We start from the raw sequence: 15,661 nt of genomic DNA, 5'->3' as shown, positions 1-15,661 counted from the left end.
CTTCCTTACAACTTTATACCAGCGCAGCGATCGCCGCGTTGAAGGTGTTGCTTGGGCGCATGGCCTTGCTGGTCAGCTCCGGGTTGGCGAAGTAGTAACCGCCGATGTCCACGGGCTTGCCTTGGACGGCATTGAGTTCGGCAACGATTTTTTCTTCGTTGTCGGTCAATGTCTTGGCCAGGGTCGCGAACTGGGCCTTGAGGGCTGCGTCGTCGTCCTGGGCGGCCAGTGCCTGGGCCCAGAACAGGGTCAGGTAGAAGTGGCTGCCGCGGTTGTCGATGCCGCCGACCTTGCGCGATGGCGATTTGTTGCGGTCCAGGAACTCACCGGTAGCCTGGTCCAGGGTCTTGGCCAGCACCAGGGCTTTCGGGTTGTTGTAGGTCACACCCAGGTGCTCGAGGGACGCGGCCAGGGCCAGGAACTCGCCCAGGGAATCCCAGCGCAGGAAGTTTTCTTCCAGCAGCTGCTGGACGTGCTTGGGTGCCGAGCCGCCGGCGCCGGTTTCGAACAGGCCGCCGCCGTTCATCAGCGGCACGATCGACAGCATCTTGGCGCTGGTGCCCAGTTCCATGATCGGGAACAGGTCGGTCAGGTAGTCACGCAGCACGTTGCCGGTCACCGAGATGGTGTCCTTGCCTTCGCGGGTGCGGCCCAGGGTGAACTTCATCGCGTCGACCGGCGACATGATGCGGATGTCCAGACCGCTGGTGTCGTGGTCCTTCAGGTAGGTCTGGACTTTCTCGATGACCACGCCGTCGTGGGCGCGCATCGGGTCCAGCCAGAAGATCGCCGGGGTGCTGCTGGCGCGGGCACGGTTGACGGCCAGTTTGACCCAATCCTGGATCGGCGCGTCCTTGGTCTGGCACATGCGGAAGATATCGCCAGCCTCGACGTTCTGCTCCAGCAGAGTGCGGCCGTTGCTGTCGGAAACGCGCACCACGCCGTTGGCCTTGATCTGGAAGGTCTTGTCGTGGGAACCGTATTCCTCGGCTTTCTTGGCCATCAGGCCAACGTTCGGCACGCTGCCCATGGTGGTTGGGTCGAAGGCGCCGTGTTGCTTGCAGTCTTCGATCACCGCCTGGTAGATGGTGGCGTAGCAGCGATCCGGGATCACAGCCTTGGTGTCGTGCAACTGGCCATCGGTGCCCCACATCTTGCCGGAGTCACGAATCATGGCCGGCATCGAGGCGTCGACGATCACGTCGCTCGGCACGTGCAGGTTGGTGATGCCTTTGTCGGAGTTGACCATCGCCAGGGATGGGCGCGCCGCGTAGACCGCCTGGATGTCGGCTTCGATCTGCGCCTGCTGCTCGGCCGGCAGGGCCTTGATGCGGGCGTACAGGTCGCCGATGCCGTTGTTCAGGTTGAAGCCGATCTGCTCCAGCACTTGAGCGTGCTTGGCCAAGGCGTCTTTATAGAACTCGGCAACGATCTGGCCGAACATGATCGGGTCGGAGACCTTCATCATGGTGGCCTTGAGGTGAACCGACAGCAGCACGCCTTTTTGCTTGGCGTCTTCGATTTCAGCGGCGATGAAGTCGCGCAGGGCGTTTTTGCTCATCACTGCGCAGTCGAGGATCTCACCGGCTTGTACGGTGGTTTTTTCCTTCAGGACAGTGGCGGTGCCGTCCTGGGCGATCAGCTCGATTTTCACGCTGCCGGCGGCGTCGATCAGGGCGGCTTTTTCGCTGCCGTAGAAATCGCCGGTGCTCATGTGGGCCACGTGGGACTTGGAGTCCGCGGCCCAGGCGCCCATCTTGTGCGGGTGCTTGCGAGCGTAGTTCTTGACCGACAGCGGCGCGCGACGGTCGGAGTTGCCTTCGCGCAGGACCGGGTTCACGGCGCTGCCCTTGACCTTGTCGTAACGGGCGCGTGCATCTTTCTCGGCATCGCTGGTCACGGTTTCCGGGTAGTCCGGCAGTGCGTAGCCCTGGGCCTGCAATTCCTTGATCGCGGCCTGCAGTTGCGGCACCGAGGCGCTGATGTTCGGCAGCTTGATGATGTTGGCTTCTGGCGTAACGGCCAGGTCGCCCAGTTCGGCGAGGTGGTCGGCTACGGCTTTGTCACCCAGTTGCTCGGGGAAGCTGGCCAGGATGCGCCCCGCGAGGGAGATATCGCGGGTTTCCACGGCGATATCGGCCGAAGCGGTAAAGGCTTCGACGATCGGCAGCAGCGAATAGGTGGCGAGGGCAGGCGCTTCGTCGGTGAAGGTGTAGATGATCTTCGAGCGGGTGGGCATATTCGGATTAACTCTCTTCTTTGCTAAAGCATGCGCAGAAACTCGAGGGGCGCCGGGTAAGCGCGTTCGTTCAAAGTCATCCGTGAGCCGAATGTCGAGGTTTCTTCGCGGTGATGTTGGGTGCATCAGTCGAGCGTCAAGCGGTCGGGCCGCGGTAACGGTCCGGCTTTTAAGTTGGCGGAAAGTCCTGTGATAGAGCCGTCAGCCGTCGTGACCCTGTGGTCAGCGGCGGCATTATACATAGGTAGCTGGCGATCTGCCGATGGTTCATAGACTTCCGTACACGTCCATTGGTCTAAACGTCGCAGTACTCCTGGGGCAAACTATGCTCATGTTTGGCGCTTTTCCCTTGGTTTTCGCAGGTTGTACGCGGCGAAGTGCAAGACTTTGCCGCTGATGGGCCTAACGTAGGGTTTGCGCGCCGATTCAACTGGGGTACGCTCGAACGCAGCCAGATGTTCAATCCAAGCAATGGAGTTCAGCATGGGGTATCAAAAGATTCAGGTTCCAGCCGTCGGTGACAAAATCACCGTCAATGCAGACCATTCTCTTAATGTTCCCGACAACCCGATCATCCCCTTCATCGAAGGCGACGGCATTGGCGTCGATATCAGTCCGGTCATGATCAAGGTTGTGGACGCTGCGGTTCAGAAGGCCTATGGCGGCAAGCGCAAGATTTCCTGGATGGAAGTCTATGCCGGTGAGAAAGCGACCCAGGTCTACGACCAGGATACCTGGCTGCCCCAGGAAACCCTGGACGCGGTCAAGGACTACGTGGTGTCCATCAAGGGCCCGCTGACCACGCCGGTCGGTGGCGGTATCCGTTCGTTGAACGTAGCGCTGCGCCAGCAGCTCGACTTGTATGTCTGCCTGCGCCCGGTGCGCTGGTTCGAAGGCGTGCCAAGCCCGGTCAAGAAGCCTGGCGACGTGGACATGACGATCTTCCGTGAGAACTCCGAGGATATCTACGCCGGCATCGAGTGGAAGGCCGGTTCGGCCGAAGCCACCAAGGTCATCAAGTTCCTGAAAGAAGAAATGGGCGTGACCAAGATCCGTTTCGACGAGGATTGCGGCATCGGCGTCAAGCCGGTTTCCAAGCAGGGCACCAAGCGCCTGGCTCGCAAGGCCCTGCAATATGTGGTCGACAACGATCGCGATTCGCTGACCATCGTGCATAAAGGCAACATCATGAAGTTCACCGAAGGTGCCTTCAAGGAATGGGCCTACGAAGTGGCGGCCGAAGAGTTCGGTGCGACCCTGCTCGACGGCGGGCCGTGGATGCAGTTCAAGAACCCGCGGACCGGCAAGAACGTCATCGTCAAGGACGCCATCGCCGATGCGATGTTGCAGCAGATCCTGTTGCGTCCGGCTGAATATGACGTGATCGCCACCCTGAACCTGAACGGTGACTACCTGTCCGACGCTCTGGCGGCGGAAGTGGGCGGTATCGGCATCGCGCCGGGCGCCAACCTGTCCGACACCGTGGCGATGTTCGAGGCCACCCACGGTACTGCGCCCAAGTATGCCGGCAAAGACCAGGTCAACCCGGGCTCGCTGATCCTGTCGGCGGAAATGATGCTGCGCCACATGGGTTGGACCGAAGCGGCCGACCTGATCATCAAGGGCACCAATGGCGCGATTTCGGCCAAGACCGTGACCTATGACTTCGAACGGCTGATGGAGGGCGCCAAGCTGGTGTCGTCCTCGGGCTTCGGTGATGCCCTGATCTCGCACATGTAAGCGAATCGGCGCTCAGCGCGAATGCCCGGCTAGAGTGATCGAGCCGGGCATTTTCATATCATGCAGGGCGGTGATGATCGGTCAATGGGGCTCGGTGACCCTGGCATGGGTATGAACAAGGGGGGCGGCGTCTTCGACGACGATTACCTTGATGTTGGTGGCGTGCAGGCCCTTGGGTCCCTGGATGACTTCGCAAGTCACCGGCTGCCCGGCTTTCAGGGTTTTATAGCCCTCCATCTGGATGGTTGAGTAATGGGCGAAAAGGTCTTCATCCACCCCGTCGACGATAACGAAACCAAAGCCCTTGGCGTTGTTGAACCATTTAACCCTGCCATTCTTGACGAGCGACATAACCCATTTCCCTCTGCAACGCACTCCATCACTGGAGTATCATCCAGTCCATCCGCAGGCTAATCTTGTTAACAGGATAGATTCCACGGACCTTTTTAACCCACGATGGGCTCTATTGGTTGTAACACCGTTTTCCCGATAGTCAAGGTGGCTCCGGTGGTCGTGGTTGAAATCGCCCACAAGCGCCCCCATCACTGTATTCGCCAACTAAACGAACCTTTCTTTCCATGCATGCAGTCAGCCAGATTCGACTAACATTCAATCAGGATCGCCCGGATCTACACGACGACGATTCCGCAGGCATTGCTGTTCAGGAAGCAAAGCCCGCATTACAGGCGCCACCGATGTACAAGGTGGTTTTGTTCAACGATGACTACACACCGATGGATTTCGTCGTCGAAGTGCTCGAGGTGTTTTTTAACCTGAATCGTGAGCTGGCGACCAAGGTCATGCTGGCCGTCCATACAGAGGGACGGGCAGTATGTGGAGTGTTTACCCGCGACATCGCCGAGACGAAGGCCATGCAGGTCAACCAGTACGCCCGGGAAAGCCAGCATCCGCTACTCTGTGAAATCGAGAAGGACGGTTAACGCCGACCACTTGGGTATGAGGTGAAGCTATGTTAAACCGCGAGCTCGAAGTCACCCTCAATCTTGCCTTCAAGGAGGCTCGTTCGAAGCGTCATGAATTCATGACCGTCGAACACCTGCTGCTGGCCCTATTGGATAACGAGGCTGCCGCCACCGTTTTGCGTGCCTGCGGCGCGAACCTCGATAAACTCAAGCATGATCTGCAGGAGTTCATCGACTCCACCACGCCATTGATCCCCGTGCATGACGAGGATCGCGAAACCCAGCCAACCCTGGGCTTCCAGCGTGTCCTGCAGCGTGCTGTCTTCCACGTACAGAGCTCGGGCAAGCGTGAAGTCACCGGCGCCAACGTGCTGGTTGCCATCTTCAGCGAGCAGGAAAGCCAAGCGGTGTTCCTGCTCAAGCAGCAGAGCGTTGCGCGTATCGATGTCGTCAACTACATCGCCCATGGCATCTCCAAGGTGCCGGGGCATGGCGATCATTCCGAGGGTGAGCAGGATATGCAGGACGACGAGGGCGGTGAGTCTTCTTCTTCAGGCAACCCATTGGATGCCTATGCCAGCAACCTGAACGAACTGGCGCGCCAGGGGCGGATCGATCCGTTGGTCGGGCGCGAGGCGGAAGTCGAGCGCGTGGCCCAGATCTTGGCCCGACGTCGCAAGAACAACCCATTGCTGGTGGGCGAGGCAGGCGTGGGCAAGACCGCGATTGCCGAAGGCCTGGCCAAGCGCATCGTCGACAACCAGGTGCCGGACCTGCTGGCCAACAGCGTGGTGTATTCCCTTGACCTGGGTGCCTTGCTGGCCGGTACCAAATACCGCGGTGATTTCGAGAAGCGCTTCAAGGCGTTGCTCGGCGAACTGAAAAAACGTCCGCAGGCGATCCTGTTTATCGACGAAATCCACACCATCATCGGTGCCGGGGCGGCGTCGGGCGGGGTCATGGATGCGTCGAACCTGCTCAAGCCGCTGCTGTCCTCGGGTGATATCCGTTGCATCGGCTCGACCACGTTCCAGGAATTCCGCGGGATCTTCGAGAAAGACCGTGCCCTGGCCCGGCGTTTCCAGAAAGTCGATGTGTCGGAGCCCTCGGTGGAAGACACCATTGGCATCCTGCGCGGCCTGAAGGGGCGTTTCGAGCTGCACCACAACATCGAATACAGCGATGAAGCCCTGCGCGCGGCGGCTGAACTGGCCTCGCGCTACATCAACGATCGGCACATGCCGGACAAGGCCATCGACGTCATCGACGAAGCGGGTGCCTACCAGCGCCTGCAACCCGTGGAGAAACGCGTCAAGCGTATCGAAGTGCCTCAGGTCGAGGATATCGTGGCGAAAATCGCGCGGATTCCGCCCAAGCACGTCACCAGTTCCGACAAGGAACTGCTGCGTAACCTGGAGCGTGACCTGAAGCTGACGGTGTTCGGCCAGGATGCGGCCATCGACTCGCTGTCGACCGCCATCAAGCTGTCCCGCGCCGGTCTCAAGTCGCCGGACAAGCCGGTGGGCTCGTTCCTGTTCGCCGGTCCTACCGGTGTCGGCAAGACCGAGGCGGCGCGGCAATTGGCCAAGGCGATGGGCATCGAGCTGGTGCGCTTCGACATGTCCGAGTACATGGAGCGCCACACCGTATCGCGTCTGATCGGTGCGCCTCCGGGCTATGTCGGTTTCGACCAGGGCGGCCTGTTGACCGAAGCCATCACCAAGCAACCGCACTGCGTATTGCTGCTCGACGAGATCGAGAAGGCGCATCCGGAAGTCTTCAACCTGCTCCTGCAGGTGATGGACCACGGTACGCTGACCGATAACAACGGGCGCAAGGCGGATTTCCGCAACGTGATCGTCATCATGACCACGAACGCCGGTGCCGAAACCGCGGCTCGCGCTTCGATCGGTTTCACCCATCAGGACCACTCGTCCGATGCGATGGAAGTGATCAAGAAGAGCTTCACGCCTGAGTTCCGCAATCGCCTGGACACCATTATCCAGTTCGGTCGCCTCAGCCATGAAGTCATCAAGAGCGTGGTGGACAAGTTCCTTACCGAACTTCAGGCGCAACTCGAAGACAAGCGTGTGTTGCTGGAGGTGACCGATGCGGCCCGCAGTTGGCTGGCCGAAGGTGGTTACGATGTGACGATGGGCGCGCGGCCGATGGCTCGCTTGATCCAGGACAAGATCAAGCGTCCACTGGCGGAGGAGATCCTCTTTGGCGAGCTGGCCGAACATGGCGGTGTGGTTCACATCGACATCAAGGACGGCGAACTGACCTTCGACTTCGAAACCACGGCCGAAATGGCCTGACCGTTAGTTGCAATAAAGCAAAAGGCGCCGAAAGGCGCCTTTTTGCTGTTCCAGACTCACGCCAATCGCCCCCTTGTGGGAGCGAGCTTGCTCGCGATGGCGGCGGCACACTCAGCATCGATGCAAGCTGACCCACCGCTATCGCGAGCAAACTCGCTCACAGTTTGTTTGGGTAAGGCACAAGATTGGCGTTCCACCGCCAAGTCCCTGTGGGAGCCGAGCTTGCTCGCGATGGCGTCGGTTCAGTCGACATCGATGTTGTCTGATGCTCCGCTATCGCGAGCAAGCTTAGCTCCCACAAACAAAAACGCCCGGCATCAGCCGGGCGTCTTGTATTGACTTGTTAGCGAGCGCGGTAAGTGATGCGCCCTTTGCTCAAGTCATAGGGCGTCAGCTCGACGCGCACTTTGTCACCGGTAAGAATACGAATGTAGTTCTTGCGCATCTTGCCGGAGATATGCGCGGTTACGACGTGCCCATTTTCCAACTCCACACGAAACATGGTGTTGGGCAGGGTGTCGACGACAGTGCCTTCCATTTCGAAGCTGTCTTCTTTCGACATGCAGTAAAGCCCTCGGTATCCAGTGAATGGCCCGGTGCAACTGCGCCAGGCAAAAGCGGCGTGCATTGTGCCCGAAAAAGGGGGGGCAAGCCAAGGGGTTCTAGCTTTTAAGCCGAAGGGTTCTAACTCAGGACGACCCATCGCTGGTTAATCAGCAATTCAATCGGGCGATATTGGGTCTTGTAGTTCATTTTCTTGCAGTTCTTGATCCAGTAGCCCAAGTACACCGCTTCCAGTCCCAGGCGCCGGGCTTCGTTGATTTGCCAGAGAATGGCAAAGCGCCCCAGGCTGCGCCGTTCTTCTTCCGGCTCATAGAAGGTGTACACCGCTGAAAGGCCGTTGGGCAGCAGGTCCGTCACGGCGATGGCGACCAGTCGCCCCTCCAGCCGGAACTCATAGAAGCGGGAAAACGGCAGGTCACGCACCAGGAACGTCGAGAACTGATCCCGACTTGGCGGGTACATGTCGCCGTCGGCGTGGCGTTGTTCGATGTAGCGTTGGTACAGGTCGAAGTATTCTTCGGTGAACTGCGGCTTGGCCGGGCGCACCTGAAGGTCGGCGTTGCGCTTGAAAATGCGTTTCTGCTGGCGATTGGGTAAAAATTGCGCCACGGGAATGCGCGCCGGGACGCAAGCGTTGCAGTGTTGGCAATGGGGCCGATAAAGGTGATCGCCGCTACGACGAAAGCCCATTTCCGACAGGTCTGCGTAGACATGCACATCCATGGGCTGGCTCGGGTCGAGGAACAGCGTCGTGGCCTGCTCCTCCGGCAGGTAACTGCAAGAGTGGGGCTGAGTGGCATAGAACTTCAAACGCGCCAACTCGGTCATGATCGACCCTCGGGATAAGCTTTGAATTTAATTGTAAGCCAGGAGCGCGAATGTCGCTCAGCAAACCCATGTCGCATGGTTGGGTTGGTCCAGATGTGCCTTTAGATAATCGGCAAATTCACTGCGTGGGATCGACCGTGCACCCAGGCTGTGCAGGTGCTCGGTGGGCATCTGGCAGTCGATCAGCACGAAACCGGCGGCCTTGAGGTGTTGGACCAGAGTGGCGAAGCCGAATTTCGACGCATTGTCGGCCCGGCTGAACATGGACTCGCCAAAGAACAGCTGCCCCATGGCCAAGCCATACAAGCCGCCCACCAGCACCCCCTGGTCCCAGACTTCCACCGAATGGGCAAAGCCGCGTCGGTGCAGTTCCAGATAAGCGGTTTGCATGGCGTCGGTGATCCACGTGCCGTCGGCATAGTCCCGCGGCGCGGCGCAGGCCTGGATGACCGCGGCAAAATCCCGATCGAACGTCACTTTATAGCGCTGCTTGCGCAACAGTTTGCCCAGGCTGCGGGATACATGCAGTTCGTCGGGAAACAACACCGTGCGTGGGTCCGGCGACCACCACAGGATCGGTTGCCCCTCGGAAAACCACGGGAAGCAGCCGTGGCGATAGGCCTGGATCAGACGGTCGGCGGATAGATCGCCACCGGCGGCCAATAATCCGTTGGGATCGCGCATGGCTTTTGCCAGTGGCGGGAATTCGAGGCTGTTGCGTTGTAACCAAGTCAGCATGAGTGTCCGGCTTGTAGAAGGGGAGGGCGGCGGATGCGGGTCTCGCCCGTCAGCGAGTACCCGCCGGGAAGGTTAACCGTCAAACGGCAGGGATGTCATCGAGATACTTCTCCGCGTCGAGTGCGGCCATGCAGCCGGCGCCGGCGGAGGTGATCGCCTGGCGATAGACATGGTCGGCCACATCACCTGCGGCGAATACGCCCTCGATAGCGGTCGCGGTGGCGTTGCCTTCGCTGCCGCCGCGCACGCGCAGGTAGCCGTCGCGCATCGTCAACTGGCCCTGGAACAGATCGGTGTTGGGTTTATGGCCGATGGCAATGAACACCCCGGCGAGGGACAAGGTGCTGGTTTCGCCGGTCTCGCTGTGCCGCAGGCGCGCGCCGGTCACGCCGCTGGCGTCGCCCAGGACTTCATCCAGGTTCTGGTTCCAGTGCAGCTTGATATTGCCGCTGGTGGCCTTTTCGAAGAGTTTGTCCTGGAGGATTTTCTCGGCGCGCAGCTTGTCGCGGCGGTGGATCAGGTGCACTTCCCTGGCGATGTTCGACAGGTACAGGGCTTCCTCGACCGCGGTATTGCCGCCGCCGACCACCGCCACCACCTGGTTGCGATAGAAAAAGCCATCGCAGGTCGCGCACGCGGAAACCCCTTTGCCGGCGAAGCTTTCTTCCGAGGGCAGCCCCAGGTACTGGGCCGAGGCGCCGGTGGCAATGATCAGCGCATCACAGGTGTAGGTGCCGCTGTCGCCGATCAATTCAAACGGGCGCTGCTGCAACTTGGCCGTGTGAACATGGTCGTAGACGATCTGCGTGTCGAAACGCTCGGCGTGCCGCTGCATGCGCTCCATCAGAACCGGGCCGGTCAGGCCTTCGACATCGCCGGGCCAGTTATCGACTTCCACGGTGGTGGTGAGCTGGCCACCGGCCTGCACGCCAGTAATGACTACGGGTTTGAGGTTGGCGCGGGCGGCATAGACCGCCGCGCTGTACCCCGCGGGGCCGGAACCGAGAATGATCAGGCGTGAATGCTTCACTTCGCTCATAAAAAACACCTCATAAGCCTTTGTCACAAAAGAGAATGCATGGTCCAATTGGCGCTTGTGCACCCTGTATCCGGCGATGCTGTCACTCAGCGAGCGGGCAATGCCTTGGCGTCGACAAACCCGTACAATGCTTGGGTTTTGAACGCAGGATGGGCTAAAGATCAAATTTTCGGCCACGCCTGCAGTTTTCTGGATGCACCTCACAGTGGTAAAAGTAGTACCGGTTGTGCACATTCACTTTTTTACCTGCTCGTCATGGGCAGTTTTTTATAGTCATTCAACAGATGGACGCGCCATTGGCGCAGGAAAAGAAGCGTTTTGAAGAAATCCACCGCAGCACCTAAACCAGTCGTTCCGCTCTGGCGCCAGCAATTGCACTACCGGCTCAAGGAAGGTGCATTGATCGCCATCGGTGCCCTGTGCCTGTTCCTGATGATGGCCCTGCTGACCTACGGCAAGGACGATCCGGGCTGGAGCCATAACAGCAAGATCGACGACGTGCAGAATTTCGGCGGTCCGGCCGGTTCCTACAGCGCCGACATCCTGTTCATGGTGCTGGGCTATTTCGCCTACATTTTCCCGTTGCTGCTGGCGATCAAGGCCTACCAGATCTTCCGTCAGCGCCATGAACCGTGGCAGTGGAGCGGCTGGCTGTTCTCCTGGCGCCTGATCGGCCTGGTGTTCCTGGTGCTGTCGGGGGCCGCGCTGGCCCATATCCATTTCCATGCGCCCACCGGCTTGCCGGCCGGGGCGGGCGGGGCGCTGGGGGAAAGCCTCGGCGACCTGGCCAGGAACGCCCTGAACATCCAGGGCAGCACGTTGTTGTTCATCGCCCTGTTCCTGTTCGGCCTGACGGTATTCACCGACCTGTCCTGGTTCAAGGTCATGGACGTCACCGGCAAGATCACCCTCGACCTGATCGAACTGATCCAGGGCGCCATGAACCGCTGGTGGGCGGCGCGCACCGAGCGTAAGCAACTGGTGGCGCAACTGCGTGAAGTCGACGACCGGGTCCACGACGTGGTGGCCCCGACTACGCCGGACAAGCGCGAGCAGGCCAAGGTCAAGGAGCGCCTGATCGAGCGTGAGCAGGCGTTGAGCAAGCACATGTCCGAGCGCGAGAAGCAGGTGCCGCCGGTCATCACCATGGCCCCGGCCAAGCCGCCGGAGCAAAGCAAGCGCGTACAGAAAGAGAAACAAGCGCCGCTGTTCGTCGACAGTGCGGTGGAAGGCACCTTGCCGCCGATCTCGATCCTGGACCCGGCCGAGAAGAAACAGCTCAACTATTCCCCTGAATCCCTGGCGGCCGTCGGCCATTTGCTGGAGATCAAGCTCAAGGAGTTCGGCGTCGAGGTGTCGGTGGACTCGATCCACCCGGGCCCGGTGATTACCCGCTACGAAATCCAGCCGGCCGCCGGCGTGAAGGTCAGTCGCATCGCCAACCTGGCGAAGGACCTGGCGCGTTCCCTGGCCGTGACCAGCGTGCGGGTGGTGGAAGTGATTCCCGGCAAGACCACCGTGGGTATCGAGATTCCCAACGAAGACCGGCAGATCGTGCGCTTCTCTGAAGTGCTGTCGACGCCTGAGTATGACAACCACAAATCGCCGGTCACCCTGGCCCTGGGCCATGACATCGGCGGCAAGCCGGTCATCACCGACCTGGCGAAGATGCCCCACCTGCTGGTGGCCGGTACTACCGGTTCCGGTAAGTCGGTGGGGGTGAACGCGATGATCCTGTCGATTCTGTTCAAGTCTGGCCCGGAAGACGCCAAGCTGATCATGATCGACCCGAAAATGCTCGAACTGTCGATCTACGAAGGCATTCCGCACCTGCTGTGCCCGGTGGTCACCGACATGAAGGACGCCGCTAACGCCTTGCGCTGGAGCGTCGCCGAGATGGAGCGCCGTTACAAGCTGATGGCGAAGATGGGCGTGCGCAACCTGTCGGGCTTCAACGCCAAGGTCAAGGAAGCCGAAGAGGCCGGTACGCCATTGAGCGATCCGTTGTATCACCGCGAAAATATCCACGATGAAGCGCCGCTGCTGCACAAGTTGCCGACCATCGTGGTGGTGGTGGACGAATTCGCCGACATGATGATGATCGTCGGCAAGAAGGTCGAAGAGCTGATCGCCCGTATCGCCCAGAAGGCGCGGGCGGCCGGTATCCACTTGATTCTCGCCACGCAGCGGCCGTCGGTGGACGTGATCACCGGCCTGATCAAGGCCAACATCCCGACCCGAATGGCGTTCCAGGTGTCGAGCAAGATCGACTCGCGGACCATCATTGACCAAGGCGGCGCCGAGCAGTTGCTCGGTCATGGTGACATGCTCTACATGCCGCCGGGTACCAGCCTGCCGATCCGTGTCCACGGTGCGTTCGTTTCCGACGACGAAGTGCACCGCGTGGTGGAGGCCTGGAAGTTGCGCGGCGCCCCTGAATATAACGACGATATCCTCAACGGTGTCGAAGAAGCCGGCAGCGGTTTCGAGGGCAGCAGTGGCGGCGGTGACGACGATGCTGAAACCGATGCGCTCTATGACGAAGCGGTGCAGTTCGTCCTGGAGAGCCGCCGGGCCTCGATTTCCGCCGTTCAGCGCAAGCTGAAGATCGGCTACAACCGCGCCGCCCGCATGATCGAAGCCATGGAAATGGCCGGGGTGGTGACGGCCATGAACACCAACGGCTCGCGCGAAGTACTGGCGCCGGGCCCGATGCGCGACTAATGACCCGGGCGGCCTGCTGAAGCGCCGCTCGACCCCCCACGACTTCATGAGGACTCCCATGCGCCTGATTCGCATGTTGCTGTTGCCCGTACTGGCCCTGACCACCTTGTCGGCCCACGCCGATGAAAAGGACGTGGCCCGCCTGACCCAGTTGCTGGAGCGTTCCCAGACCCTGACGGCACGCTTTTCCCAACTGACCCTCGACGGCAGCGGCACCCAGTTGCAGGAAACTGCCGGCGACATGGCCCTGCAGCGTCCAGGCCTGTTTTACTGGCACACCGATGCACCGGCCGAACAACTGATGGTGTCCGACGGCAAGAAAGTCTCGCTGTGGGACCCGGACCTGGAGCAGGTCACCATCAAGACCCTCGACCAGCGCCTGACCCAGACCCCGGCATTGCTGCTCTCCGGTGACGTTTCCAAGATCAGCCAGAGCTTCGACATCAGCTCCAAAGAGGCGGGCGGCGTGATTGACTTCACCCTCAAGCCCAAGACCAAGGACAGCCTGTTCGACAGCCTGCGCCTGTCGTTCCGCAATGGCCTGGTCAACGACATGCAACTGATCGACAGTGTCGGCCAGCGCACCAATATCCTGTTCACCGGGGTCAAGGCCAACGAGCCGATCGCCGCGTCCAAGTTCAAGTTCGACATCCCCAAGGGTGCGGATGTGATCCAGGAGTAAACCCAAGCCCCCTGTGGAGCGAGCTTGCTCGCGATAGCTGCATCACATTCAACATCTCCGTTGATTGACACACCGCTATCGCGAGCAAGCTCGCTCCCACAGGGGAACTGTGTTGTTCGTTGTTTAACTGATCGGCAACAGGACCCAGCGGAGGTTTTGTAGTAATCATGGACCTGTTTCGAAGCGCCCCGATTGCCCAGCCATTGGCCGCCCGCCTGCGCGCGACCAACCTGGATGAGTACGTCGGCCAGGAACATGTGCTCGCCCGCGGCAAGCCCCTGCGCGAAGCGCTGGAGCAGGGCGCGCTGCATTCGATGATCTTCTGGGGCCCGCCGGGTGTGGGCAAGACCACCCTGGCGCGACTGCTGGCGGAAGTCTCGGACGCCCACTTCGAAACGGTGTCGGCGGTGCTGGCCGGGGTCAAGGAAATCCGCCAGGCGGTGGAAGTGGCCAAGCAGCAGGCCGGCCAGTACGGCAAACGCACCATCCTGTTCGTCGACGAAGTGCACCGCTTCAACAAATCCCAGCAGGACGCCTTCCTGCCCTACGTCGAAGACGGCACGCTGATTTTCATCGGCGCCACCACTGAAAATCCTTCGTTCGAACTCAACAACGCCTTGCTCTCGCGGGCGCGGGTCTATGTGCTCAAGAGCCTCGACGAAACGGCGATGCGTAAGCTGGTGCACCGTGCGCTGACCGAGGAACGCGGCCTGGGCAAGCGGCAGTTGAGCCTTAGCGATGAAGGCTTCCAGATCCTGTTTTCCGCCGCCGATGGCGATGGCCGGCGCTTGCTCAACCTGCTCGAAAACGCCTCGGACCTGGCCGAAGACGACAGTGAGATTGGCGTCGAACTGCTGCAAAGCCTGTTGGGCGATACCCGCCGGCGTTTCGACAAGGGCGGCGAGGCGTTCTACGACCAGATTTCGGCGCTGCACAAATCCATCCGTGGCTCCAACCCCGACGCGGCCTTGTACTGGTTTGCGCGCATGATCGACGGCGGCTGCGATCCCCTGTACCTGGCGCGCCGGGTGGTGCGCATGGCCAGCGAAGACATCGGCAACGCCGACCCCCGGGCCCTGAGCCTGTGCCTGGCGGCGTGGGACGTGCAGGAGCGCCTCGGCAGCCCGGAAGGTGAGCTCGCCGTGGCCCAGGCCATCACTTACCTGGCCTGCGCGCCGAAGAGCAATGCGGTGTACATGGGCTTCAAGGCGGCGATGCGCAGCGCCACCGAGCACGGTTCCCTCGAAGTGCCGCTGCACCTGCGCAACGCGCCGACCAAGCTCATGAAGCAGTTGGGCTATGGCGAAGAATACCGTTACGCCCACGACGAGCCGGACGCTTATGCCGCCGGCGAAGACTATTTTCCTGATGAACTTGAACCCCAGCGCTTCTATCAGCCGGTGCCTCGTGGCCTTGAGCTGAAGATCGGCGAGAAGCTCAACCACTTGGCGCAACTGGACCGCTTGAGTCCACGGCAGCGGAGAAAACCTTGATCCCCTTGATACTGGCTGTTTCCGCTGGCGGCGTCGCCGGCACGTTACTGCGTTTCGCCACGGGCAACTGGATCAACGCAAATTGGCCCCGGCACTTCTATACCGCGACGCTGGCCGTTAATATCGTGGGCTGTCTGCTGATCGGCGTTCTATACGGTCTGTTTTTGATTCGCCCGGAAGTGCCCATCGAGGTACGCGCGGGGCTGATGGTCGGCTTTCTCGGCGGCCTGACGACTTTTTCATCCTTTTCACTGGATACGGTGCGCCTGCTGGAAAGCGGGCAGGTGCCGCTGGCCCTGGGCTATGCGGCCATCAGCGTATTCGGCGGGCTGCTCGCCACGTGGGCCGGCCTGTCCCTGACCAAACTTTGATA

The 15,661-nt window shown here is 60.5% G+C and carries 13 protein-coding genes; 7 read left to right on the top strand and 6 right to left on the bottom strand.

The features are described 5' to 3' along the window. Window positions 1-13 precede the first annotated feature (13 nt). Window positions 14-2,239, bottom strand: coding sequence for an NADP-dependent isocitrate dehydrogenase (locus tag PSH84_RS22695; protein ID WP_305481832.1), 2,226 nt, complete (start codon window positions 2,237-2,239; stop codon window positions 14-16). 483 nt (window positions 2,240-2,722) lie between these two features. Between PSH84_RS22695 and icd the strand changes: the two genes are divergently transcribed. After that, window positions 2,723-3,979: an NADP-dependent isocitrate dehydrogenase gene (gene icd / locus PSH84_RS22690; protein ID WP_053123183.1), complete on the top strand. Its 1,257-nt coding sequence runs from the start codon at window positions 2,723-2,725 to the stop codon at window positions 3,977-3,979. Between the two features lie 81 nt (window positions 3,980-4,060). Here icd and cspD read toward each other — a convergent pair whose 3' ends face one another. Further along, window positions 4,061-4,330 (bottom strand): cold shock domain-containing protein CspD, encoded by a 270-nt coding sequence (gene cspD / locus PSH84_RS22685; RefSeq protein WP_122568512.1) that lies wholly within the window; start codon window positions 4,328-4,330, stop codon window positions 4,061-4,063. A 227-nt stretch (window positions 4,331-4,557) separates the two neighbouring features. Here cspD and clpS point away from each other — a divergent pair, with 227 nt between their 5' ends. After that, the gene (clpS, locus tag PSH84_RS22680) at window positions 4,558-4,920 is read left to right on the top strand and encodes an ATP-dependent Clp protease adapter ClpS (protein ID WP_003180089.1); all 363 of its coding nucleotides are present in this window, start codon (window positions 4,558-4,560) and stop codon (window positions 4,918-4,920) included. A 29-nt stretch (window positions 4,921-4,949) separates the two neighbouring features. After that, window positions 4,950-7,220: an ATP-dependent Clp protease ATP-binding subunit ClpA gene (gene clpA / locus PSH84_RS22675; RefSeq protein WP_024616766.1), complete on the top strand. Its 2,271-nt coding sequence runs from the start codon at window positions 4,950-4,952 to the stop codon at window positions 7,218-7,220. A 343-nt stretch (window positions 7,221-7,563) separates the two neighbouring features. On the opposite strand, the gene infA is transcribed toward clpA, so the two are convergent. From infA to trxB, 4 genes are all read right to left on the bottom strand, one after another. Next, window positions 7,564-7,782, bottom strand: coding sequence for a translation initiation factor IF-1 (gene infA, locus PSH84_RS22670; RefSeq protein WP_002553999.1), 219 nt, complete (start codon window positions 7,780-7,782; stop codon window positions 7,564-7,566). Window positions 7,783-7,904: 122 nt separating this feature from the next. Next, a complete protein-coding gene (locus PSH84_RS22665; protein ID WP_053123176.1) occupies window positions 7,905-8,612 on the bottom strand; it encodes an arginyltransferase in 708 nt (235 codons plus the stop codon). Between the two features lie 57 nt (window positions 8,613-8,669). Beyond that, window positions 8,670-9,350 (bottom strand): leucyl/phenylalanyl-tRNA--protein transferase, encoded by a 681-nt coding sequence (gene aat, locus PSH84_RS22660; protein WP_305467617.1) that lies wholly within the window; start codon window positions 9,348-9,350, stop codon window positions 8,670-8,672. A gap of 79 nt (window positions 9,351-9,429) precedes the next feature. Beyond that, a complete protein-coding gene (trxB, locus tag PSH84_RS22655; RefSeq protein WP_305481831.1) occupies window positions 9,430-10,389 on the bottom strand; it encodes a thioredoxin-disulfide reductase in 960 nt (319 codons plus the stop codon). Window positions 10,390-10,707: 318 nt separating this feature from the next. Between trxB and PSH84_RS22650 the strand changes: the two genes are divergently transcribed. From PSH84_RS22650 to crcB, 4 genes are all read left to right on the top strand, one after another. Next, window positions 10,708-13,113 (top strand): DNA translocase FtsK, encoded by a 2,406-nt coding sequence (locus PSH84_RS22650; RefSeq protein WP_063320491.1) that lies wholly within the window; start codon window positions 10,708-10,710, stop codon window positions 13,111-13,113. A 58-nt stretch (window positions 13,114-13,171) separates the two neighbouring features. Continuing rightward, complete coding sequence (gene lolA / locus PSH84_RS22645) at window positions 13,172-13,795, top strand: outer membrane lipoprotein periplasmic chaperone LolA (protein WP_122568517.1); 624 nt, start codon at window positions 13,172-13,174, stop codon at window positions 13,793-13,795. Between the two features lie 167 nt (window positions 13,796-13,962). Further along, window positions 13,963-15,288 (top strand): replication-associated recombination protein A, encoded by a 1,326-nt coding sequence (locus tag PSH84_RS22640; protein WP_122568519.1) that lies wholly within the window; start codon window positions 13,963-13,965, stop codon window positions 15,286-15,288. Continuing rightward, a complete protein-coding gene (gene crcB, locus PSH84_RS22635; RefSeq protein ID WP_018608522.1) occupies window positions 15,285-15,659 on the top strand; it encodes a fluoride efflux transporter CrcB in 375 nt (124 codons plus the stop codon). The genes PSH84_RS22640 and crcB overlap by 4 nt, the downstream gene beginning before the upstream one ends. Window positions 15,660-15,661 lie beyond the last annotated feature (2 nt).

Origin of the sequence: Pseudomonas beijingensis (assembly GCF_030687295.1) — a bacterium.
Taxonomy (GTDB): Bacteria; Pseudomonadota; Gammaproteobacteria; order Pseudomonadales; family Pseudomonadaceae; genus Aquipseudomonas; species Aquipseudomonas beijingensis.
The sequence above is the reverse complement of the archived record's forward strand: the minus strand, read 5'-3'. Positions and strand labels throughout refer to the sequence as shown.